Here is a 22814-nt window from a genome sequence, read left to right as displayed (position 1 = left end):
CCCCATCTCGCCAAAATCTTTTACGAAAGCGGAAAAATCAAATTCCGCTACTCCCGATACTTATCGCCGAACAACAATTGGATTAGGCACGGCTTATTCGAAGCCTTCTATAAAAACGGCATAAGAGCCTCGGAAGGAAACTACGAACATGGCGCAGAACACGAAACATGGACAGATTATCATGATGACGGCAGTCTGGCTGCCAGAGGAACTTACCGGCACGGAGAACAACTGGAAGACTGGGAATATTGGGATAAATAGTTATCCCGCCTATATCAGATTGATATCTGCCAATTAGATCAATATTTAAGGCTACCTGAAAATTTTTTCAGGTAGCCTCTTTCTTTATTCTGTCTGTATTTCAGCAAACCGCCTACGGATAACACCGCCGCCGGATCTCCACAATCTTCTCCGCCGCCGCCACGCAGTCGGCCACAGGCGCCACCAGTGCGATGCGCACGTAGCCCGCGCCCGGGTTGCCCTGCGCCGTGTCGCGCGCCATGAAGCGGCCGGGCAGCACTTGGATGGCGGCTTCGCGCCACAGCGTGCGGGTGAAGGCCAAATCGTCGCCGTCGGGCACTTTCAGCCACACGTAGAACGAAGCATCCGGCCGCGCCACTTCAAAGCCTTGCGCCAGAATCGGCAGCACTTTGGCAAATTTTTCCTGATACAGACGGCGGTTGGCGGCCACATGCTCTTCGTCGTTCCAGGCGGCGATGCTGGCCATCTGCACGGGAATGCTCATGGCGCTGCCGTGGTAGGTGCGGTAGAGCAGGAAGTCTTTGAGCAGCGCAGCGTCGCCGGCCACGAAGCCGGAACGCAGGCCGGGCACGCTGGAGCGTTTGGAGAGGCTGGTAAACATCATCAATTTGTTAAAACCGCGCCCCAGCTCGGCGGCGGCTTGCAGGCAGCCGATGGGGGCTTCGCCTTCGAAGTAGATTTCGGAATAGCATTCGTCGGCGGCAATCACGAAGCCGTAGCGGTCTTGCAGAGCAAAGAGCTCGGCCCAGTCGGCCTGCTGCAACACGCTGCCGCAGGGGTTGTGCGGGGAGCACACGAACACCAGGCGGGTGCGCTGCCACACGGCTTCGGGCACGCTGCCCCAGTCGGGCTGGAAGCGCGGGGCGGTGCAGTTGGCGAAGGCGGTTTCGGCACCGGCCAACAGCGCGGCGCCTTCATAAATCTGATAAAACGGGTTGGGGCACACCACCACGGGCTTGGTCTGCCCGCTGCCGTCGAGCACGACTTGTGCGAAGGAAAACAGCGCTTCGCGGCTGCCGAGCACAGGCAGGATTTCGCTGTCTGGGTTGAGCGTGAGGCCGTAGCGGCGGTGCAGGAAGGCGGCACAGGCTTGGCGCAGCTCGGGCAGGCCGAGGGTTTGCGGATAGGCGTCGAGGCGCGGTAGGGCGGCGGTGAGCGCTTCGCTGATCACGGCGGGCGCGGCGTGCTTGGGCTCGCCGATTTGCAGCGGCACGGGCGCAACGCCGGCGGGGGCGTCCACGCCTTGCATGGCTTCTCGCAGGCAGGCGAAGGGATAAGGCTGGAGTTGGGCTAAATGCGGGTTCATGATGTGCGCTCGGGAAATGGGGGAAAGGCGGCTATTGTAATCGCCAAGTGGCAATCAGGCTACCTGAAAAACGGGGTGCTACCAAGTGAAGGCGTGATTTCTGCAAAACGAAATGTTCGGGGCGTGCTTTTGGCTGTGCCGCTGTTTTCAGGTAGCCTTTAAGCCGCTGATTGGCATACGGTATGCAGTTGCTTCGGCTGTTGATGTTTTTTCAGGTAGCCTTGATGGCAAACATCGGCAATCTGCAAGATGTGTACATCAATTAAAGGCTACCTGAAAACCCAATCAAAGTTTGGCGTTTTCAGGTAGCCTTTTGTTTCAGCTCGGCTGGCGTTTAGAACAGCGCGTCAATCTCCTGCGAAGGTGCCGCACCGCCGCCTTGCGGTGCCACCGGCTCAACCGGTGTGCCTTCGTCCGGAATCACGGGATCGCCACCAGCGGCTTGGATGTCGGCCGCATCGGGCGCGGCGCCGCGGTTGTCGATGGCTAGGCGCGGGTTGGTGCTCTGCTGTTCTTGCAGGAAGTATTCGCCGCCGTTGCGCACAAGTTTCGCGGGCATCGGCATGTCTTTCTGCGGCACGCCTTTGAGCGCATAGCGCATGTATTCCACCCACACCGGCAGGGCAATGGTGCCGCCGAAGCCCGCGCGGCCCATGCTGCGCGGTTTGTCAAAGCCGATGTAAACCACGCCCACCAAATCGGGATTGAAGCCGGCAAACCAGGCATCTTTGTTTTCGTTGGTGGTACCGGTTTTGCCGGCAATATCGCGGCGGCCCAGCGCGTTGGCACGGGCGCCGGTGCCGCGGCGCACCACGTCTTGCATGATGGTGTACATGATGTAGGCGTTGCGCGGGTCAATCACCTGCGGCGCGCTCTCGCCGGCCACCAAAGGCTTCATCTGTGCGCGCAGGCGGCCCTGGCTATCTTCGATGCGGTCGATCAAATAGGGTGAAACTTTATAGCCGCCGTTGGCAAACACAGCATAAGCCTGCGCCATCTGCAAGGGTGTGGCCACGCCGCTGCCCAAGGCCATCGATAGCGAATCGGGAACCTGCCGGGCGCTAAAGCCGAAACGCTGCACATATTGATGCACTTCGTGCGGCCCGAGAGCCATCACAATGCGGATGGACACCATGTTTTTGGAAGCAGTGAGCGCCTGGCGTAGTGTGATGAAGCCGGAATAGCGGCCGTCAGAGTTTTTCGGGCGCCACGGGCGGCCGCCGGAACCCATGCCGGGCAATTCGAGCGGGGCATCATTGATGGTGGTGGCAGCTGTCATGCCTTTGGCCAGGGCAGCGGAGTAAACAAAAGGTTTGAAAGTAGAACCAGGCTGGCGTTCGGCTTGTGTTGCACGGTTAAAGCTCTTGCTGTGGAAGTCGAAACCGCCCACCAGCGCGCGGATGGCGCCGGTTTTGCTGTCCAGTGCCACAAACGCGCCTTGCAGCTCCGGCATCTGGCTGATTTGCCAGCCTCGATCCAGCTTGCGCACGCGGATAACGGCGCCGGGGCGGATGGCATTATCTTTGCCGTTGTTGATGGTGCGCGCCACATGATTGAGCGAACTGCCGCTGATTTTGATGCGGCTGCCACCTTGCGTATAAGCTTCGATGCCCGAACGGCTGGCTTGTAGTACCACGGCGGGCTGTAGGCCGTCTACGGTGTAAAGCGTATCCAGGTATTGATCTAGGTTTTCGTCCAACGCGTCCGGTTCGATGGTTTTCAGATCAATGAAGGCTTCCGCACCCCGATAAGCGCCCAGCCCGAACCCTTTCAGTGCGCGGCGCAATGCGTGGGTGGCCACTTTCTGGCTTTCCGAGCTGACAGTGGTATACACACGGAAACCTTGGGTGTAGGCATCTTCGCCGTAGCGGTCATACATTTCCTGACGCACCATTTCGGCCACATACAGGGAGTTTTGGTCAATCTCCACCTGCTGGCGCTGGTAATGAAGCTCTTCGGCCAAAGCCTGATCGCGCTGTTGCGGCGTGATCATCTTCTCTTCCACCATATTATTCAGAATATATTGCTGGCGCAGTTTGGCACGGGCTGGATTCACAATCGGATTGAAAGAAGACGGCGCCTTGGGCAGACCGGCTAAAATCGTGGCTTCGGCCAAAGTCAGGTCTTTAACCGGCTTATTGAAATAAATCTGCGAAGCGGCCGCAAACCCATAAGCGCGTTGGCCCAAATAAATCTGGTTGAAATACAGCTCGAGAATCTGCTGCTTGCTCAACGATTGCTCAATCTTATAAGCCAGCAGCGCTTCGTTGAATTTGCGGCGGTAGCTGCGTTCGTTGGTTAAATAGAAGTTGCGGGCCACCTGCTGGGTAATGGTGCTGGCACCGGATTGCACGCCACCAGCACGGAAGTTGCCGATCAGCGCGCGCGCCACACCGGTCACGTCCACGCCCCAGTGCTGGTAGAAGCGTTTATCCTCTGCCGCAATCACCGCATTGATCAACACCGGCGGAAATTCGTCAATTTTGGTAAACGCACGGCGCTCCTCGCCATACATACCGATCAACTTACCGTCTGAAGAATAAATCGTCAGCGGCATCCTCGGCTGATAATTTGTTACCGTTTCCAAACTAGGTAGCTTGGGATAGGCAACCAAAACCGCAATCGCCAGCAGGCCAACCCCGAACAAGGCCAGTCCCAACAGCAATCCAAACACTGTTTTAAAAATTTTTCTGAACATAACTAAAGATTTTTCTATCAATATGTACTTTGACTAAAGTAAACTATACCTTAATTTATGCAAGAAAACGCTAAACCTGATATAAATTTACCTGTGACCGTTTCGCCGGTCTTTCAAAGGGAGGCTTAAAGATGCGAATATCAAAAAAACCAAAAAAATCAAAACAAAAGACCAAAATGTCTTTTGGCGGCAAAGGCTGCTTGGGCGTGGATATTACGCCAAATGCCATTAACATGGTACATCTTGCTGGCAGCGTTCCGGGTAATGTCCGGCTGGAAAACTACACCATCCAGCCACTACCCAAGGGCGTTATTATAAACGGCAACATCGAAGATCATGACCAACTCGTGTCATATTTACAACAAGCTTACCAACAACTCGGCAGCAGTTGCAAGAATGTGACAGCCGCTTTGCCGCAGTCATTAACTACCATTCAAACCATCTCCTATGATGCCCGTAGCTCCGATCTACCTCTAGAGGAGTTTGTAGAATTGGAGGCTAGCCAAACTATCGGCTCAGATAATCTGAGCTATGACTATCAGGAAACTGCCGAATTACAAAATGGTAACGTTATAGAATTAGTCATGGCTGCAGCTAAACGCGATGACGTGGATTTGCGCTCAGACTTGTTTGCGGATGCAGATATCCCTTTATCCCAAATGGACGTGGATACTTTGGCAATCGTAAACGCCTTTTCTATTTGGATTGATCAGTTTGCACCAGACTTGGAACACCAAAAACTGGCTATTTTCCATGTCGACGAAGATCAAACGAAAGCCTTGATCCTCCAAAACGGCAATATCATCTATAAGCAAGAGACCAATTTTGGCAATAAACAACTAACACACAATATCCAGCGTCAATATAAACTGAGTGAGGACGATGCTTGGAGTATGCGTTTCAAGAGCAACAAACCTGCTGACTTTCAAGGAACTGTGGCGGACCATTTCAATAGTCAACTGACTCAGGAAATTCAGAGGGTATTGCAGTTCTATTACACTACAGTAAGCAGTGATTATCAGGACAGTGTAAAACATATCTTGATTTCAGGGTGTCCGTTTATGCAGCCTTTCGGTTTAGCCAAAACAGTTTATGCCCAAACCAATATTTCTACCCAACAGGTAGAACCTATTGTTAGCGCCCAAACTGGTAAAACTGAAAACTCTAAATTCAACCTAGAATCCGGCCAACTGACTGTTGCTTTTGGATTAGCTGTAAGAGGACTATAAAATGATTCCATTAATTAAACTTAATATGCTGCCCTACCGCGAGGAGCAGGATAAACAGAAAAAATCTCAATTCACTCGCTTGATGATTTTCTCTGCCCTCGTAGGTGTAGGTTTGTTGGCCTTTGTATACGTTTCCCTCAGTGGGATGATTTTAAATCAAGAATCACGTAATCAAGAGTTAACAGACGGCATTGCTAAACTTGATATCCAAATTAAAGAAGTTCAGTCATTAGAAGCTGAAAAGCGAGATTTCTTAGCCCGAAAAGCTAAAGTGGAGGAGCTAGAAAATAAACGCTTTGAAGCAGCACGTATGATTGATTCCTTAAATACCGTTGCACCGGAAGGAGTGTATTTGACTGGTATCAAAGCAAAAGATGTCAGCACCTATACTTTAACTGGTAAAGCAACCAGTGATAGTAAAATTGCTGATTTTATGCGTGTTATTCCAACTACCAATGTTTTTGGGCAACCTTCATTGGATAGCATCAACAAAGTAGACTCTGTGCAGGAGTTTGAATTGACTGTAGCTGTTTCCGCATCCGCACCGATAAGTCCTGACTTTGCTAATGCTGCTACCGTAGTAATGCCTGTAGAAACTACTACTTCTTCAGCATCCACATCCAATACGGCTCCAGCATCTGCTACTTCCGCTGTACCTACTTCCTCCCCTACAAATTAACGGAAGGATATAATCATGGCACAAAATTTTGATTTAAATACTTTATATAAACAAAATAAACTGATTCAGCTTGGCGCCGGTATTGCTATTGTCGTACTTCTTCTAACTGCAGGCTACTTTGCCCTATTTCAAAGTCAATGGGAAGAACTGGGTACCTTGGAGCAAAAAGAAGAAGAACTAAAAACAGAATATCAAAATAAAGCTAATCAAGCTGCAAATCTTCCTGTATTGAAAGATGAGTTAGAAAAAATCCGAACTGCTTTCAACGTGTTACTGAAACAGTTACCAACTGATGCTGAAATCCCTAATCTGATTCAAGAGTTACATCAAGCTGGCGCTAAGAACAGCATGCGGATGAACAGTGTGAAACCATTGGATCCGATAGATTTAGACAATGTGCAGCAGCTTCCATATGAAATCTCAATTTCAGGGAACTATGAACAAATTGCACAATTTGTTCGTGATGTTGGCCGTCTGTCACGTATTGTTACCTTAGATAAAATAAATCTTGTTCCTTCGGATGCCAAAGATAGCAACGGATTACTAACACTAACTGCCAATGCCAATACTTATAAAGCATTGGCACCTAGTGAGACTGCTGCAGCTTCTGCCGTATCTCAGGCTGAATAACCAATAAGTGAACTCTTTACGTAAGGATATTTTATGATGAAGAAAAATATATTATGGTTCTCAGCATTCTTTCTGCTGACAGCCTGCTCATTAACCAAGGGAGACTTACAACAATGGATGGACAATGCTCAAACTGAAGCAAAAAATAACGTTCGCCAGCCTGAGATCCCTACGATTTCAAAATCTCCTGAATATGTTGATCCTGTTATCAATGGTTTGAATATTTTCGACTCCAAACGTCTCCGTCCAACCCAACAAAATGGCGTTAACGCTCCGAATCCAAACCGACCAAAAGAAATTTTGGAAAACTTTAGTTTGGAAAGTTTGCGCTATGTAGGATCGATTAAACGAGGGAATCAACTTTCTGCCTTTGTGGAAGCCGATGGTCATACCTATACTGTACGTGTTGGCAACTATCTTGGCCAAAACTATGGTCAAATTACTGCCATTACCCCAGATAAACTGATTTTGTCCGAAGTAACCGAAGACAGCTATGGCGCATGGCAACGTAGAACAGCAGAATTGGAATTAAATACCCAAGATGCTAACCAATCAAAACCTAATTAAACTTACCAAGGGATTTACGTTATGAAACTCAAAAAACTACACTATCTAACCGCTTTGGGTATGAGCTTGGCCATGCAAGGTGTATTGGCTGGTAACATTACTGATATTAATGTATCAGCCTTACCAAATAATCAAAAAGTAGTCAAAATTCGTTTTGACCGCGACATGTTGAAACCAAGCGGTTTTATTACTACCACCCCATCCCGTATTGCTTTAGATTTCCCCAACACAGGAGCAAATCTTAGCCAGCCGGTTCTGCAATATAATGACAGCCTGCTCAGCCAAATCGCTGTTGCCCAAGACAGCAGCAAAACCCGCGTATTACTCAACTTGAACCGCCCTGGCCAATATAATGCAGAAATCAAAGGTAATGAAGTCTGGATTTATATTAATGAAGCTGGGAACTCTCCTGCTACATCTGTAGCAGCAACAACTCCTGCTAATCAAATCCAGCAAGAAACTTTAGCTGTAACTGATAGCAGGCCAGCTACAACTCAAAGTACCCCGGGCAGTAATACTGCTAATGTGGGTGTTGATTTCCACAAGGGTAGCAATAACTCTGGCGTGATTGAAATCAATACTGCTGGTTATCGCGGCACTCCAGAGATTAAACAGCGCGGCAATAATTTGGTTATTTTGATGAAAAATAACCAGCTGCCGGTTGCTGCTCAGCGCAATTTGGATGTAACCGATTTTAGCACCCCAGTTCGTACCATCAATCTGCGTCGCTTGGGTAACGATACCGAGATTACCATTAAGACTCAGGGTGGTTGGGAATACAAAACCAACCAAGCTGCTGGTCGCTACTCTATTACCGTTTCTCCCAAGACTGTAGTAGCCGAAGATGGTATCAATCGAAACCGCAACCGCCACTTCACAGGAAAGCGTGTTTCTTTAGATTTCCAAGACGTAGATGTTCGTACCATCCTACAAATCTTGGCTAAAGAATCCAATATGAATATCGTGGCCAGCGACAGCGTTTCTGGGAAAATGACTTTATCCCTTAAAGATGTACCTTGGGATCAGGCTTTGGATTTGGTAATGCAATCACGAGATTTAGAAGCTCGCCGTAATGGTAATATCATCAATGTTGCCCCCGCCAAAGAGTGGCAAACAATTGATTTGGGCCGTTTAGAAACTGCTAAACGTATTGAAGAACTAGGACCTCTTGAATCGCGTACCTTCCAACTGAAATATAAAGATGTCAATGAATTCCGTAAGATCTTAAACATTAGTGATTCTGGTAGTTCAGGGGGCAGTGGTAATAACAATAACTCCTTGCTTAGCAGTCGTGGTTCTGCAGTTATTGACCCATCAACTAATACTTTAATCATCAAGGATAATCGAAATGTGATTAAAGAATTTGAACGCCTGATTGAACAATTGGACGTTCCTGCCCGTCAAGTAATGATTGAAGCTCGGATTGTAGAAGCCAACGATGGTTTCTCCCGTGCTCTTGGCGTAAGATTTGGCTATGATCGCACTATCGGTTCAACTCGGTTTGGTAGCGGCTTAGGTGGTGGTTCCACTACTACGGGCAACGTCTTCAATCTTGCTCCAAACGTAAACTTGCCAGCAGCCTCAGCTACTTCTTCGCTAACTATTGTCCGCGCTTTATCTTCCGGCGCCCTCGGTCTCGAATTGACCGCTATGCAAGAACAGAACCGCGGTAAGATTATTTCCAGTCCGCGTGTGCTGACTCAAGACCGTAAAGAAGCCACCATCAAATCCGGTCAGGAAATCCCCTATCAGGAAGCTTCTTCCAGCGGCGCCACCAGCACTAGCTTCAAGGAAGCCGTACTGGGTTTAACAGTTACTCCTCAAATCACGCCTGATGGCAACGTGATTATGGACATCAAGCTGAATAAAGACTCAGTAGATGAAAACTGTAGCGTACTGGGTACTCCATGTATTAGCACCAAAGAGCTGAACACCCGTGCCATGGTAGAAGATGGCGGTACCATCATCTTGGGCGGTATTTATGAGGAAAATAACTCCAATGCCCAATACAAGGTACCACTGTTAGGTGATATTCCTGTAGTTGGTAACTTGTTCCGTGGTACTAGACGCAACGAAACACGCAACGAACTGCTGATCTTCATCACTCCGCGCATCATGGGCAGCGAAGGCAACGTTCTGCGCTACTAAGTAGCAATTTTCCGATTGATTCGGTTAAAATGCCTGCCATGGACAACATGGCAGGCAATATTTTTCTCATCGGCTTGATGGGCGCAGGCAAAACCACACACGGCAAGCAATTGGCAGCGCTTTTGCACCGTGATTTTGTCGATAGCGACCAATTCATTTGCCAGCGCACCGGCGTATCCATCCCCACCATTTTCGAGCTGGAAGGCGAAGTCGGTTTCCGCAAACGCGAAGCTGCCGTTATTGATGAGCTCACCCAACGCCATTCTCTAATATTGGCCACTGGCGGCGGCGCTATCCTCTCCCCGGAAAACCGCCAATGCCTGCGTACCCGTGGCACAGTGATTTATCTGCATACCATGCCAGAAATTCTCTACCAGCGCATCCAATACGACAAAAACCGCCCCTTGCTTCAGGTAGCCGACCCCCTCGGCAAACTACAAGCCCTCTACCAACAGCGCGACCCCCTCTACCGCGAAACCGCCCACCTCATATTCAACATCCCGCCGCAACATTCCTGCCCACAAATCACTAAACAGCTGTTGCACCTCATCCAACAACACAGTCCCGAATCCCCATGATGCAAACCCTGAGCGTTCACACCCCCGGCCACAATTACCCCATCCACATCGGCCACCGCCTGCTCGACAATCTTGCCGAGCTCATCCGCCCCCATATCCGCGACAAAGCCGCCATCGTCAGCAACGAAACCGTCGCCCCACTCTACCTCGCCCCCGTAGAAGCCGCCTGCCGGCAGCTCGGCATTGCCGTATGCCCCATCATCCTGCCGGACGGCGAACAATACAAAAGCAACGAGTCCCTCCAGCAAATCTATACCAGTCTGCTACAACACCACGCCGACCGCCGCACCACCATCCTCGCCCTCGGCGGCGGCGTTATCGGCGATCTCGCCGGCTTTGCCGCCGCCACCTACCAACGCGGCATCCCCTTCATCCAAATCCCCACCACCCTGCTCAGCCAAGTCGACTCCTCCGTGGGCGGCAAAACCGGCATCAACCACCCCCTCGGCAAAAACATGATCGGCGCCTTCTACCAGCCCCAAGCCGTCATCGCCGACACCGCCACCCTGCGCACCCTCCCCCCGCGCGAATTTTCCGCCGGCCTCGCTGAAGTCATCAAATACGCCCTGCTCGGCGACATCGACTTCCTTTCCCGGCTCGAGCAAAACATGCCCGCCATTATGCAGCAAGACCAAGCCGCCCTCGCCGGCATCATCCGCCACTGCTGCCAAATGAAAGCCGACATCGTCGAGCAAGACGAAAAAGAGCAAGGCATCCGCGCCCACCTCAACCTCGGCCACACCTTCGGCCACGCCATCGAAACCCAAATGGGCTACGGCAACTGGCTGCACGGCGAAGCCGTGGCCGCCGGCATGGTGCTCGCCGCCCGCCTCTCCGAGCGCAAAGGCTACCTGAAAACCACCGACACCGAGCGCATCATCCGCCTGCTGCAAGCCGCCCGCCTGCCAGTGTCCCCGCCCGATTTCGATGTCGATACCTGGCTCGCCCACATGCAGCACGACAAAAAAAACCAAGCCGGACAAATCCGCCTCGTCGTTCTCAAACAGCTCGGCCAAGCCGCCGTCGAAACCGGCTTCAGCCGCGAAGACATGACCGCCCTGCTGCAAAGCGTTTGAAGCAGCAGTCCGAATTTTCAGGTAGCCTCCCCCGTAGCAGGCTACCTGAAAATTATCCGGCACGCCCAAACCTTGCTCCACCAATTCCATATCAAGAAACACACAACACAGCAGCAAACCATCATTTTTCAGGTAGCCTCCATCCTCCAAACGGCTACCTGAAAACGCAGCTTCAACGAAGTGGGCCGATGTCTTGGCGCAGCCTAGACTGAGTTGCTGCGAAGCCAAAACATAGCTCAGCACAATAAACCCCTCCACCCAAAGGCTACCTGAAACCAACCCGCTCCAGTACAATCCCGCCACCCGTTTTCGTTTCGCCCAACCCAGCGGCCGCAGCCAAACCCTTTTCAGGTAGCCCATCCCCCATGAGCCCCAGCTTCAAACAACAACTCAAGCTCACCGACGCCACCGCCGGCAAGCTCGCCAAGCTGCACATCCGCAGCCTGTGGGACGCCGTGCTGCACCTGCCCCTGCGCTACGAAGACGAAACCCGCCTCACCCCCATCAAAAACGCCCCCGTCGGCCTCTCCTGCCAAGTGGAAGGCGAAGTCACCCACCAAGAAGTGCAGTTCCGCCCGCGCCGCCAGCTCATCGTGCAAATCCGCGACCACTCCGGCAGCGTGCTCCACCTGCGCTTCATCCACTTCTACCCCAGCCAGCAAAAACAGCTCGCCGTAGGCAAACGCATCCGCGCCATCGGCGAAATCCGCCACGGCTTTTTCGGCGACGAAATGGTGCACCCAAAAATCCGCGACGCCGCCGGCCAAAGCCTGGCCGAAAGCCTCACCCCCGTTTACCCCACCGTATCCGGCCTCAGCCAGCCCACCCTGCGCCGCATCATCCGCCAAGCCCTCGGGCAAACCGACCTCGCCGACACGCTACCTGAAAACCTGCTCGCCCGCCTCAAGCTCCCCCCGCTGGCCGAAAGCCTGCACCTCCTGCACGCCCCGCCGCCCGAATACAGCGTTGCCCAGTTATCTAATGGCAGCCTGCCCGCCTGGCAACGCCTCAAATTCGACGAACTGCTCGCCCAGCAGCTCTCCATGCGCCTCGCCCGCGCGCAGCGCCTCAGCGGCCAGGCCATGCCGCTGGTGGGCGACGGCAGCCTCGCCGAGCCCCTGGTGCAGAGCCTGCCCTTTGCCCTCACCGCCGCCCAACAGCGCGTGCTGGCCGAAATTCGCCAAGATTTGGCGCAGCCCCACCCCATGCACCGCCTGCTGCAAGGCGACGTGGGCAGCGGCAAAACCATCGTGGCTGCGCTCGCCGCGCTTGCCGCCATCGAAGCCGGCGCCCAAGTGGCCGTGATGGCGCCCACCGAAATCCTCGCCGAGCAGCACCACATCAAATTCCGCCAATGGCTCGAACCGCTGGGCATCAGCGTGGCCTGGCTTTCAGGCAGCCTCAAAAAGAAAGAAAAAGAGCAGGCCAAAGCCGCGCTCGCCGATGGCCGCATCCGCCTCGCCGTGGGCACCCACGCCCTGTTTCAAGACGATGTCTCCTTCCACAACCTCGGCCTGGTGATTGTGGACGAGCAACACCGCTTCGGCGTCGCCCAGCGCCTCGCCCTGAAAAACAAAGGCTGCGACGTGCACCAGCTCATGATGTCGGCCACCCCCATCCCGCGCACCCTGGCCATGAGCTTCTTCGCCGACCTCGATGTATCCATTATCGACGAGCTGCCGCCCGGCCGCACCCCCATCAAAACCCGCCTGGTAAACAACCTGCGCCGCCACGAAGTGGAAGGCTTCGTGCTGGCCACCTGCAAAAAAGGGCAACAGGCCTATTGGGTGTGCCCGCTGATTGAAGAGAGCGAAGCGCTGCAACTGCAAACCGCCACCGACACGCTCGCCGAGCTGCAAGCCGCCCTGCCCGAGCTCACCATCGGCCTGGTGCACGGGCGCATGAAAGCCGCCGACAAAGCCGCCGTGATGGCCGAATTTGCCGCCAGCCGCATTCATGTGCTGGTGGCCACCACCGTGATCGAAGTAGGCGTGGACGTGCCCAACGCCGCGCTGATGGTGATCGAGCACGCCGAGCGCATGGGGCTTTCGCAACTGCATCAACTGCGCGGGCGCGTGGGGCGCGGCGCGGCCGTGTCCAGCTGCGTGCTGCTGTTTGCCGAGCCCCTGGGCGACACCGCCAAAGCCCGCCTCAAAGTGATCTACGAACACACCGACGGCTTCGAAATCGCCCGCCAAGACCTCAACATCCGCGGCCCGGGCGAATTCCTCGGCGCCCGCCAAAGCGGCCTGCCCATGCTGCGCTTCGCCGATTTGGAACAAGACCTGCCCCTGCTCGAAGCCGCCCGCCAGCTCGCCCCCGAGCTCATCGCCCGCCACCCCGACATCGTAGAGCGCCATCTCGCCCGCTGGCTGGCCAGCCGCGAAGCCTATCTCGGCGTGTGAACGCAAACGGCAAAGGCTACCTGAAAACAAGTCATGCCCTGCGATTTTGGTAATAGGTTTTCAGGTAGCCCTTCTTTTTCAGGTAGCCTATCACGCATCCTTCAGGCTACCTGAAAAACAAACCGCATTTTGCCATTCGGGCAGACACATTTTCAGGTAGCCTTCCCATCCGTCTCAAGCCAAGCCTTGCCACGTGCATTTTCCCCACAACCCGCCGCCCGACAAGCCGCCGCACCCCGCGTTCACACCCCTCTTCGGCTAAAATAAGCAGCCCTATCCACACCACACCAACCCATCATGAACACCCCCGAATTCAACCGTTACGCCCCGCCCTCCACCCCCGCCGAAGAACACCCAGCCGCGATGCCGACGGCTATCTCGGCGAACCGCAATCCGTCGGCCCCGGCCACGCAATCACTTGGCTGCGCAACGCCTGGCGGCTGTTCAAGCAGCAGCCAATCAAATGGCTGGGCGCGTCGCTGCTGATCCTGCTTGCCAACTTCGTCATCATTCTGCTGCCTTTTATCGGCATGTTGCTGCAACCGCTGCTCATGACCTTCCTGCTCGCCGGCATCGCCTATGCCGCGCAGAGCGTCGAACAGCGCGGCAACTTCGGCATCGGCGATATCTTCCTCACCGGCTTCTGGAAAAACAGCAAAACCCTGCTCGGTGTCGGCCTGTTCAGCCTGGCGCTCACCTTCCTGTACGGCATAGCCATATTCATTCTACTTGGTAATGATGGTTTAGACGGCTTAGAAGCTTTCGCCTACAGCAGGCAAAATGATATGCCGGCCGGCATGAACGCCTTGAATATCGGTTTCTTCGTCGTTTACCTGGCGCTCACCTTCCTCGTGCCCACGCTGATTATCTTGCAAAACGAAAAACTGTTCCGCGCCGTCGGCCTGAGCTGCAAAGGCTTCCTCCGCAATATCGTCGGCGCGATATTGTGTGCCCTTTATGTCGGCCTTGCCTTCTGCGGCACGATATTCAGCACCGTGTTTCTAATCGGGCTGCTGAGCTCGCTATCAGCATCATCCGGTATGGGCTGGCTGGTCGTGCTGCTGGTTATCCTCATCATGCTGGCCTTCCTGCCCATATTGTTCCTCCTGCCCTATGCAGTACCGCGACTTGTTTTTCGAAGAAGAATAACATCCGCGCCCGCCGCCAAAGGCTACCTGAAAAACCAAACGCGCTTCCGCCTCATTGAAGCCGATATTTTCGCTTCGTAAAAACCCGGCTGCCGCACCGCGTTGATAGCCGACAGCGCTTCGGCAGCATTTTAGCTGTGCTGAAGCTGGCGCTTTAGCTTCGCAGAAACTCAGCCTTGACTGTGTCAAGACATCGTTTTCAGGTAACCTCTTTCCCGCAACTTTATAGTCAAACCGGGCCGCAATCCGTATAATCCTGCCGCAGCCGCCGCTTTTCCGGGGCGGCGGTTTTATTTCCCGCCTTTCCACCTGTTGCCCGCCAACGGCGCAAAAGGCTACCTGAAAATGTGCGAAGCGAGTTTCTGCAAAGCGAAAACGAGCAAAGCAAATTTCTTCTTTCCCGCCAAGCCCACCCTTCCATCCACCCCATCACATCATGAAATCACACCCCTCCGTTTTCGGCGGCGCCATGATCATTGCCGGAACAGTCATCGGTGCCGGCATGCTCGCCAACCCCACCGCCACCGCCGGCATCTGGTTTGCCGGCTCGCTCGCCGTGCTGCTCTACACCTGGTTTTCCATGCTCTCCAGCGGCCTGATGATTCTCGAAGCCACCACCCACTACCCCCAAGGTGCCAATTTCGACACCATCGTGGGCGACCTGCTCGGCCGCGGCTGGAGCATCATCACCGGCCTCTCCGTGGCCTTCGTGCTCTACCTGCTCACCTACGCCTACATCTTCACCGGCGGCAACCTCACCGCCCAAGCCCTCGGTGCGCCGCTGCCGGTGGGGCAGATCGTGTTCACCCTGGTGTTTGCCGGCTGCGTGTGGTGGTCCACCTTCTGGGTAGACCGCGCCACCAGCATCCTCATCGGCGGCATGGTCATCACCTTCCTGTGGGCCAACGGCGGCCTGCTCGGCTCCGCGCAAAGCGCCATCCTGTTCGACACCCTGAGCAATAGCCACAACGGCAACTACTGGATTTACCTGGGCACCGCCCTGCCCGTGTGCCTCGCCTCCTTCGGCTTCCACGGCAACGTGTCCGGCCTGTTCGACTATTTCCGCGGCGATGCCAAAAAAGTGGCGCGCTCGCTATGGCTGGGCACGCTGATCGCGCTGGTGATTTACGCGCTGTGGCAGTTTGCCGTGCAGGGCAACCTGCCGCGCAGCCAGTTCGGCCCCGTGATTGCCGCGCAAGACAACGTGGCCGCCCTGCTCGCCGCGCTCTCGCAAGTGGCCGGCAGCGGGCTGGTGAAAGTGCTCTCCTTCTTCTCCTACATGGCCATCGCCTCCTCCTTCCTCGGCGTCACCCTCGGCCTGCTCGACTACCTCACTGACCTGTTCGGCTTCGGCCGCAGCCGAGCCGGGCGCAGCAAAGCCGCCGCGCTGGCCTTCCTGCCGCCGCTGATCGCCTGCCTACTGTTCCCCACCGGCTTCGTGCTCGCCATCAGCTATGTCGGTTTCGCCGCCACGGTGTGGACGGCCTTCGTGCCCGCCCTGCTGCTGCACGCCTGCCGCAAAAAGTTCGGCCCGGGCAAGGGCTACCGCGTGTACGGCGGCCGCTGGCTGATGGTGTGGGTGTTCCTGTTCGGCCTGGCCAACGTGGTCGCGCAAGTCCTCAGCCGCGCCAATATCCTGCCCGTGTTTACCGGCTGATTGGTTTGGCAAAAATTTTTCAGGTAGCCTGCCAAGGGCTACCTGAAAATATTTGAGGCTACCTGAAAAATGTAGATCGGCATTCATTCCTGCCCTATGGCTGCTTAGAGGCTACCTGAAAAAAGAGGATGCCGCACGCGCCCTCTTTTATCATGCCTTGCCCGCTCAATTTCCGCGCGGTTCCGCCGCCGTAGAGCCATCCGATTTCGCCGCCCCCAGCAGCCTGCGCACCAACACCGTCAGCGCGAAAGTGGCCGCAATCACCGGCAGCGTCGTGCCCAAAGGCGGCTGCCATTCCAGCATCAGGCGGTAAAACACAAAGCCCGCCAGCCACAGCGCCAGGCTCACCCAATCCGCCGCCCCCGCCGCCGGCGCGCGTTTCAACACAAAATAATCCGCTATCTGCACCGCAATCATCGGCGCAAACACCGAACCGATAAAATATAAGAAGCCCTCAAAACGCCCCACGTCAAACAACAGCGCCAGCAGCACGCCCAACAGCGTTACCCCCGACGCCACCGCCATTTCGCCCAAGCGCGCACTGATGGCATGAGCGCTCACCCCGGCCGAATAGGCATCCAAAAACGTGGTGCTCACCGTAGACAACACCACCACCAAAATCCCCGCCGCGCCCAGCCCCGCATATTGCAGCATCGGCGCGATTTCGCCCTGGCCGGCAAACAGCGCCGCCGCCAAACCGATGGCATACATCCAAGAGCTGGTGCAGAAATAAGCCAGCGTGGCCGAAAGCGTGGCCGGCCGCGCCTTGGCCGCCCGCCGCGTGTAGTCCGACACCAGCGGCAGCCACGACAGCGGCATCACCGCCGCCAATTCCACTGCCAGCCCGAAGCTCATCGCTTCCGATTGCTGAGCAGCCGCCGGCTCGCCAGAGGCTACCTGAAAACTCAGCCACAGCGTGAGCAAAAACAGCGTACCCATCGACACCAAGTTGATTTTGCTGAAATTACGCATCCCGATGCGCAACCACAGCAAAATCAGCACGCCGATGATGATGCTCCACCCAGCCTGTGCCCCGCCCCAGCCCGCCGTGAGCGCCGCCGCAGCCTGCGCCCCGGCGAAAATCATAATCGCCGTCCAGCCCACCAGCTGCACCACGTTCGCCGCCGCAAACAGCAGCGAGCCGTGCCGCCCGAAGGAAAGCTGCACTGTTTCCATCGCGCTGCGCCCCGTTTGCGCCCCAATCAGCCCGGCCAGGTAAAACAGCACCCCGCCGATCACATGGCCGACGGCCACCGCCAACAGCCCCATACGCCAGCCCAGCGGCGCAAACAGCATGCCGGTGAGAATTTCCGCCACCGACACCGCCGCTCCAAACCAAATCAGCGCCGAAGCGCCCACAGAAAGTTTATCGCCTTGATGTTGTTCCATTTAATGCCTGCTCCCAGTTATCCGTTATCGAAATAGGCCGGGCAACTGTGCGGCAAACCGCCATGAAAAAGCCCGGCAACATCGGCCGGGACACACAACGCACACACTGAGAAAAAAGGCAGCCTTGCCTTCGGATGCCGGCGGGCTCCATTCAAACCGAAACCGGCAAGCCAATGCCGTATGGTTTAAACATCATCCGCCATAGTTCCCTACGCCGGTGCTAACCGGATCAGGTCCAACGGGTATCCTCTCAGCCGCTTTGCGCAGCACCCCGACTAATTGCCCGCCGATTATACCCCGCCGCCCCACTTTGTCCAACCGCCTGCCAAACGGGCGCAGGCTAGCTGAAGAATATTCCGGCCACTATGCAGTAACTTTTCAGGTAGCCTCCGGCAGGGTGGGAAGGCTACCTGAAAAATACTTGGCGGTTTGTAGACAGGATTGCAGGCCTGCGGCCGGCTGCCCCTCCGCCTGCTATGCCTGCTGGCTGTTCCAAAAACGCAGCGGATACGCCCATTCGTTAGACATGAAGTGGGGGCTGTACCGTTGCTGGCAGTCGGGCAGATACAGATTCTGCACATCATGCCCCACCACGGGCAGTAACCCCGCAAACGACAGCGCAACCAGCACGTCTTGGCGGAAATATTTGTTGCCTTTGCAATAGGGCGCGATGAGTTTGACCAAATCCCCCAAGGCCGGCTGTTCGGCGTGTGCGGCTTTGACTTGGCCGAGGAATTCGTCCACCCAGCCTGTCGGCTCAAAATCCGTTTGGATATAGGGCATGGGCAGCACGAGGCAAACATAGGGGTCGCAGGCGTGATATGCGGAAAAAACCTTATAAAACAGTTTGTCGGCGATATATTTCGGTGTGAGTGGTTTATCCCACAGTTTCAGCAGGCGTTCGGCGGTGGCGTTGCGGTGGTAATGATGGGTGCGGAACTCCTGCACCACGGAAAAATCGCCGCGTGCGGCAGCGGCGGCAAAACGTTGCTGCAAGGCGGCTTCGTTGGTGTGGTGCAGCACGTGCAGCACGGCTTCGGCAGCTTCAGTAGGAGAAACGGGTGTTTCAGGCAGATTGAAAACAGACAAAATCTCGGCATAGGCTTCCTGCCGCGCATCGTCGTTTTTGGTTTCCACCCAGCCCATTGCCTCGCGGCCTTTTTTGTCATAATTCCAATGCAGGCTGAGCAGCGTATACAGCCAGCCCGCATCCAAACGCATGGCTTTGGCCATATTGGCAATGGTGCGCTTTGCCCCTGCGCTTTGGCTGATTTGGGTGATGCTGAGTGTTTGGCTCATGATTTCTTCTTTGTGATTGAGGCACAGAAGGAATATTGGGTTACGGCTTACCGCCTAACCCAAGCTGCACCGGCTTATTTTCAGGTAGCCTTCTTGTGCAGCGAAAGGCTACCTGAAATCTTGCCGGCCACCTTTTTCAGGTAGCCCTACCAGCTCACGCCCACCTGCCGCTCGCCGAGCAGCGACACCAGCGCTTCCAGCAGCTCAGTGTTCAGGCAGGGCTGCCAGCGGCCGTCGGGGATGAGTTCGCCGGCGGCTTGATCATTGGCATAATGCAGGCGCAGGGGGACGCGTTTGCCTTCGCCGCCCTGTTGCAGCAGCTCGGCCAGGCGTCGGATGTCGTGCTGCGGGGAAAGGTGCAGGGTGAGCGCGCGGGCGTAGTGGCTTCGGGCTTCCTGCAGGGTGTAGACGCGGTTGGCGATGATGCGCAGGCCGTCTTCGCCGCCGTAATCGTCTTTGCTGATGCGGCATTCGGCAATCAGCACCTGGTCGGCGCGCAGGGTGTCGCGGCCGAGCTGTTCGAGCGTTTCGCCGCTGATCATCACTTCGGCTTTGCCGCCGGTGTCTTCCAGGGTAACGAAGGCGATTTTGCCGCGCTTGCCCACCATGCTGCGCACAGCGGTGGCGAAGCCGGCCACGCGCACGTTGTCTTGCGGTTTGAGCTGCGATAGTTTCGCGGGGGCGAACTGGCGCACTTCTTTTTCAGCGGGGCCGAAGGGGTGGCCGGAAAAATAGAAGCCGATAGCCTGCTTTTCTTCAGCCAAGAGCTCGGCTTCGCCCCAGGCCGGCGCATCTGCCATTTCCAAGGGGGCGATGGCGTCTTCCACCATATCGAAGAGGCCGCCTTGGTTGGCGTTTTCTTCTTGCTGCTCGGCGTTGCTCATGGCCAGGTCGATGTTGGCGAGCAGGCGGGCGCGGTTGGGTTCGATGCTGTCGAAGGCGCCGCCGCGCACCAGGGCTTCGATGGTGCGGCGGTTGATGTGTTGGCGGCTCACGCGTTCGCAAAAGTCGAACAAACTGGTAAACGCGCCGCCGGTTTCCCGTGCGGCCACAATGGCTTCCACCGCGGCTTCGCCGGTGCCTTTGATGGCGCCGAGCGCATAGCGGATTTGACGCTGGGCATCGGGCTGGAAATAGTAGCCGGAATGGTTCACATCGGGCGGCAGGAAGCGGATGCCGTTGGCGCGCGCATCGTCGTAGAAGAGCTTGAGCTGGTCGGTGTTGTCCAATTCGCTCGACATGGTGGCGGCCATGAATTCGGCGGGATAGTGCGCTTTGAGCCAGGCGGTTTGGTAGGCTACCAGCGCGTAGGCGGCGGCGTGGGATTTGTTGAAGCCGTAGCCGGCGAATTTTTCCATGTAGTCGAAGATTTCGTCGGCCTTCTCCTGGCTGATGCCCTGCTTGGCCGCGCCTTCGGCGAAAATCGCGCGGTGTTTCACCATTTCTTCCAGCTTTTTCTTGCCCATGGCACGGCGCAATAAGTCGGCGCCGCCCAGCGAATAGCCGCCGATCACCTGCGCCGCCTGCATCACCTGCTCTTGGTACACCATGATGCCGTAGGTGGGCTGCAACACGGGCTCGAGTAGCGGGTGCATGTATTCGAAGCGCGCGCCCTTCATGCGGGCGATGAAGTCGGGAATCAGATCCATCGGGCCCGGGCGGTAGAGCGACACGAAGGCGATGATTTCTTCCAGCTTGGTGGTGTTGGCCTGCGCCAGCATTTTTTTCATGCCGGTGGATTCAAACTGGAACACCGCCGTGGTGTTGGCCTTGCGGAACACTTCGTAGGCCTGCTGGTCTTCCAGGTCGATGTGGTTGATGTCGATGTGTTCGCCGGTGGTTTGGGCGATGAATGCCTGCGCCATTTCAATGATGGTAAGGTTGCGCAGGCCGAGGAAGTCGAATTTCACCAGCCCAATGTCTTCCACGTCGCCCTTGTCATACATCGACACGGGTGAAGCGGATTCGTCTGCCTGATACACCGGGCAGAAATCGGAAATCTTGCCCGGCGCAATCAGCACGCCGCCAGCATGCATGCCCAGGCCGCGCGTGAGGTCTTCCAGCTTTTTAGCCAGCTCCATCAGCTCTTCGGCCTCTTCCTCTTCCAGCACCTTGGCGATTTCCGGCTCGGCTTCCATCGCCTTTTCCAGGCTCAGCGGCTTGTTGGCTTCCAGCGGGATCAGCTTGGAAAGCTTGTCGCACACGCCGAAGGGCAGCTCCAGCACACGCCCCACGTCGCGGATCACGGCTTTGGAAGAGAGCGTGCCGAAGGTAACAATCTGGCTCACCGCCTCGAAGCCGTATTTTTGGCGCACATATTCAATCACGCGGCCGCGGTTGTTTTGGCAGAAGTCGATATCGAAGTCGGGCATTGACACGCGCTCGGGGTTGAGGAAGCGCTCAAACAGCAGCGCATAGCGCAGCGGGTCTAAATCCGTAATTTTTAAAGAATAGGCCACCAGCGATCCGGCGCCCGAGCCGCGCCCGGGCCCCACCGGGCAGCCGTTGTTTTTTGCCCAGTTGATGAAGTCGGCCACAATCAGGAAGTAGCCGGGAAAGCCCATCTGCACGATGGTGCCCAGCTCGAAATCCAGCCGCGCCTGGTATTCGGGCAGCTTTTGCGCGCGCTCGGCCTCGTCGGGATAGAGCGCGGCCAGCCGCTCGCGCAGGCCTTGGTTGGCAAGGTGGGAGAGGTAGTCGTCTAGGCTCATGCCGTCGGGTGTGGGGAACTGCGGCAGGAAGTTTTTGCCCAGCGTGAGCGTGAGGTTGCAGCGTTTGGCGATTTCCACCGTGTTTTGCAGCGCTTCGGGCAGGTCGGCAAAGCGGGCGGCGATTTCTTCCGGCGAGGCAAAATACTGGCCTGGCACAAATTCGCGCGGGCGGCGCTTATCCGCCAGCACCCAGCCGCCGGCAATGCACACGCGCGCATCGTGCGCCTTGAAATCGTCGGGGTTGAGAAACTGCGCCGGATGGGTGGCCACCACGGGCAAATCCAGCTCGGCCGCCAGTTTGAGGCTACCTGAAACCGAAGTTTCCCATTCCGGTTTTTCAGGTAGCCTTTGCAGCTCCAGATAGAAGGCATCGGGAAACCATTGCGCGTATTTTTGCGCGGCGGCGCGGGCGGCTTCTTCGTGGCCGTTCATCAGCTGGCGGCCCACTTCGCCCAGGTGCGCGCCGGAGAGGCAGATCAGGCCTTCGTTGCCGCCTTCGGCCAGCCATTGCGGCGCAAGCTCGGCATGGGCAACGTTGCGGTCGCTGCCCACATAGGCACGGGTGAGCAGCTCGCACAGGCGGCGGTAGCCCGCTTCGTTGCGCACCAAAAGCATGGCGCGGAAGGGCTGCTCGGGGTTTTCCGGGTTGGCCACCCACACGTCCGCCCCCACCACGGGCTTGATGCCGGCGCCGCGGCAGGCTTTGTAGAATTTCACCAGGCCGAAGGTGTTCATCAAATCGCTGATGCCCAGCGCGGGCAGGCCGAAGGCGGCGGCCTTCTTCACCAGCTCTTTGATGCGCAATGTGCCGTCGGTGATGGAAAATTCGGTGTGTTGGCGCAGGGGGATGTAAACGGGGGCGGTCATATTTCGGGCTTGGGGATGGGATGGGGCTACGCGGTTTTAACTTCGCAGAAACTCAGCCTTGACTGCGTCAAGACATCGGTCCACTCCGTTGAAGCTGACGCTTTCAGGTAGCCTGATGGAACAGGATGAGGGCGCACATTGTACCGCAAACGGGCGGCAGGTGCGG

At 56.0% G+C, this 22814-nt stretch carries 16 protein-coding genes and 1 riboswitch; of the genes, 11 read left to right on the top strand and 5 right to left on the bottom strand.

Annotation, left to right across the window (positions count from 1 at the left end):
• Window positions 1-15: 15 nt before the first annotated feature.
• Window positions 16-261 (top strand): toxin-antitoxin system YwqK family antitoxin, encoded by a 246-nt coding sequence (locus tag H9Q10_RS12350; protein WP_197903675.1) that lies wholly within the window; start codon window positions 16-18, stop codon window positions 259-261.
• Between the two features lie 112 nt (window positions 262-373).
• Here H9Q10_RS12350 and dapC read toward each other — a convergent pair whose 3' ends face one another.
• Both dapC and H9Q10_RS08410 read right to left on the bottom strand, forming a co-directional pair.
• The gene (gene dapC, locus H9Q10_RS08415) at window positions 374-1567 is read right to left on the bottom strand and encodes a succinyldiaminopimelate transaminase (protein ID WP_197903522.1); all 1194 of its coding nucleotides are present in this window, start codon (window positions 1565-1567) and stop codon (window positions 374-376) included.
• A 334-nt stretch (window positions 1568-1901) separates the two neighbouring features.
• A complete protein-coding gene (locus H9Q10_RS08410; protein ID WP_197903521.1) occupies window positions 1902-4265 on the bottom strand; it encodes a penicillin-binding protein 1A in 2364 nt (787 codons plus the stop codon).
• A 131-nt stretch (window positions 4266-4396) separates the two neighbouring features.
• Here H9Q10_RS08410 and pilM point away from each other — a divergent pair, with 131 nt between their 5' ends.
• From pilM to H9Q10_RS08360, 10 genes are all read left to right on the top strand, one after another.
• On the top strand, window positions 4397-5494 hold the full coding sequence (gene pilM, locus H9Q10_RS08405; protein ID WP_238480178.1) for a type IV pilus biogenesis protein PilM: 1098 nt from the start codon (window positions 4397-4399) through the stop codon (window positions 5492-5494).
• Between the two features lies 1 nt (window position 5495).
• Window positions 5496-6173, top strand: a complete 678-nt coding sequence (locus H9Q10_RS08400; RefSeq protein WP_197903520.1) for a PilN domain-containing protein — start codon at window positions 5496-5498, stop codon at window positions 6171-6173.
• Between the two features lie 15 nt (window positions 6174-6188).
• Complete coding sequence (locus H9Q10_RS08395) at window positions 6189-6803, top strand: type IV pilus inner membrane component PilO (RefSeq protein ID WP_197903519.1); 615 nt, start codon at window positions 6189-6191, stop codon at window positions 6801-6803.
• A gap of 33 nt (window positions 6804-6836) precedes the next feature.
• Window positions 6837-7370: a pilus assembly protein PilP gene (locus tag H9Q10_RS08390; RefSeq protein ID WP_238480177.1), complete on the top strand. Its 534-nt coding sequence runs from the start codon at window positions 6837-6839 to the stop codon at window positions 7368-7370.
• A gap of 21 nt (window positions 7371-7391) precedes the next feature.
• A complete protein-coding gene (locus H9Q10_RS08385; protein WP_197903518.1) occupies window positions 7392-9518 on the top strand; it encodes a type IV pilus secretin PilQ in 2127 nt (708 codons plus the stop codon).
• 29 nt (window positions 9519-9547) lie between these two features.
• Window positions 9548-10096, top strand: coding sequence for a shikimate kinase (locus H9Q10_RS08380; RefSeq protein ID WP_197903517.1), 549 nt, complete (start codon window positions 9548-9550; stop codon window positions 10094-10096).
• Entirely contained in the window at window positions 10096-11172 is a 1077-nt protein-coding gene (aroB, locus tag H9Q10_RS08375) for a 3-dehydroquinate synthase (protein ID WP_197903672.1), read from the top strand. The genes H9Q10_RS08380 and aroB overlap by 1 nt, the downstream gene beginning before the upstream one ends.
• Before the next feature lie 365 nt (window positions 11173-11537).
• Window positions 11538-13577 (top strand): ATP-dependent DNA helicase RecG, encoded by a 2040-nt coding sequence (gene recG, locus H9Q10_RS08370; protein WP_197903516.1) that lies wholly within the window; start codon window positions 11538-11540, stop codon window positions 13575-13577.
• 89 nt (window positions 13578-13666) lie between these two features.
• On the top strand, window positions 13667-14806 hold the full coding sequence (locus tag H9Q10_RS12250) for a BPSS1780 family membrane protein (protein ID WP_338082315.1): 1140 nt from the start codon (window positions 13667-13669) through the stop codon (window positions 14804-14806).
• Window positions 14807-15158: 352 nt separating this feature from the next.
• Window positions 15159-16382, top strand: coding sequence for an aromatic amino acid transporter (locus tag H9Q10_RS08360; RefSeq protein WP_420841859.1), 1224 nt, complete (start codon window positions 15159-15161; stop codon window positions 16380-16382).
• 165 nt (window positions 16383-16547) lie between these two features.
• On the opposite strand, the gene cytX is transcribed toward H9Q10_RS08360, so the two are convergent.
• From cytX to dnaE, 3 genes are all read right to left on the bottom strand, one after another.
• Window positions 16548-17771, bottom strand: coding sequence for a putative hydroxymethylpyrimidine transporter CytX (gene cytX / locus H9Q10_RS08355; protein WP_197903513.1), 1224 nt, complete (start codon window positions 17769-17771; stop codon window positions 16548-16550).
• Between the two features lie 189 nt (window positions 17772-17960).
• Window positions 17961-18055: riboswitch (TPP riboswitch) on the bottom strand.
• A gap of 190 nt (window positions 18056-18245) precedes the next feature.
• Complete coding sequence (locus tag H9Q10_RS08350) at window positions 18246-19070, bottom strand: hypothetical protein (RefSeq protein ID WP_197903512.1); 825 nt, start codon at window positions 19068-19070, stop codon at window positions 18246-18248.
• Between the two features lie 146 nt (window positions 19071-19216).
• Window positions 19217-22648 (bottom strand): DNA polymerase III subunit alpha, encoded by a 3432-nt coding sequence (gene dnaE, locus H9Q10_RS08345; RefSeq protein WP_197903511.1) that lies wholly within the window; start codon window positions 22646-22648, stop codon window positions 19217-19219.
• Window positions 22649-22814: the final 166 nt, after the last annotated feature.

Origin of the sequence: Eikenella glucosivorans, from assembly GCF_016025525.2 — a bacterium.
Classification (GTDB): Bacteria; Pseudomonadota; Gammaproteobacteria; order Burkholderiales; family Neisseriaceae; genus Eikenella; species Eikenella glucosivorans.
Note: the sequence above shows the minus strand (reverse complement) of the source record. Positions and strands in the feature narration are given on the sequence as shown.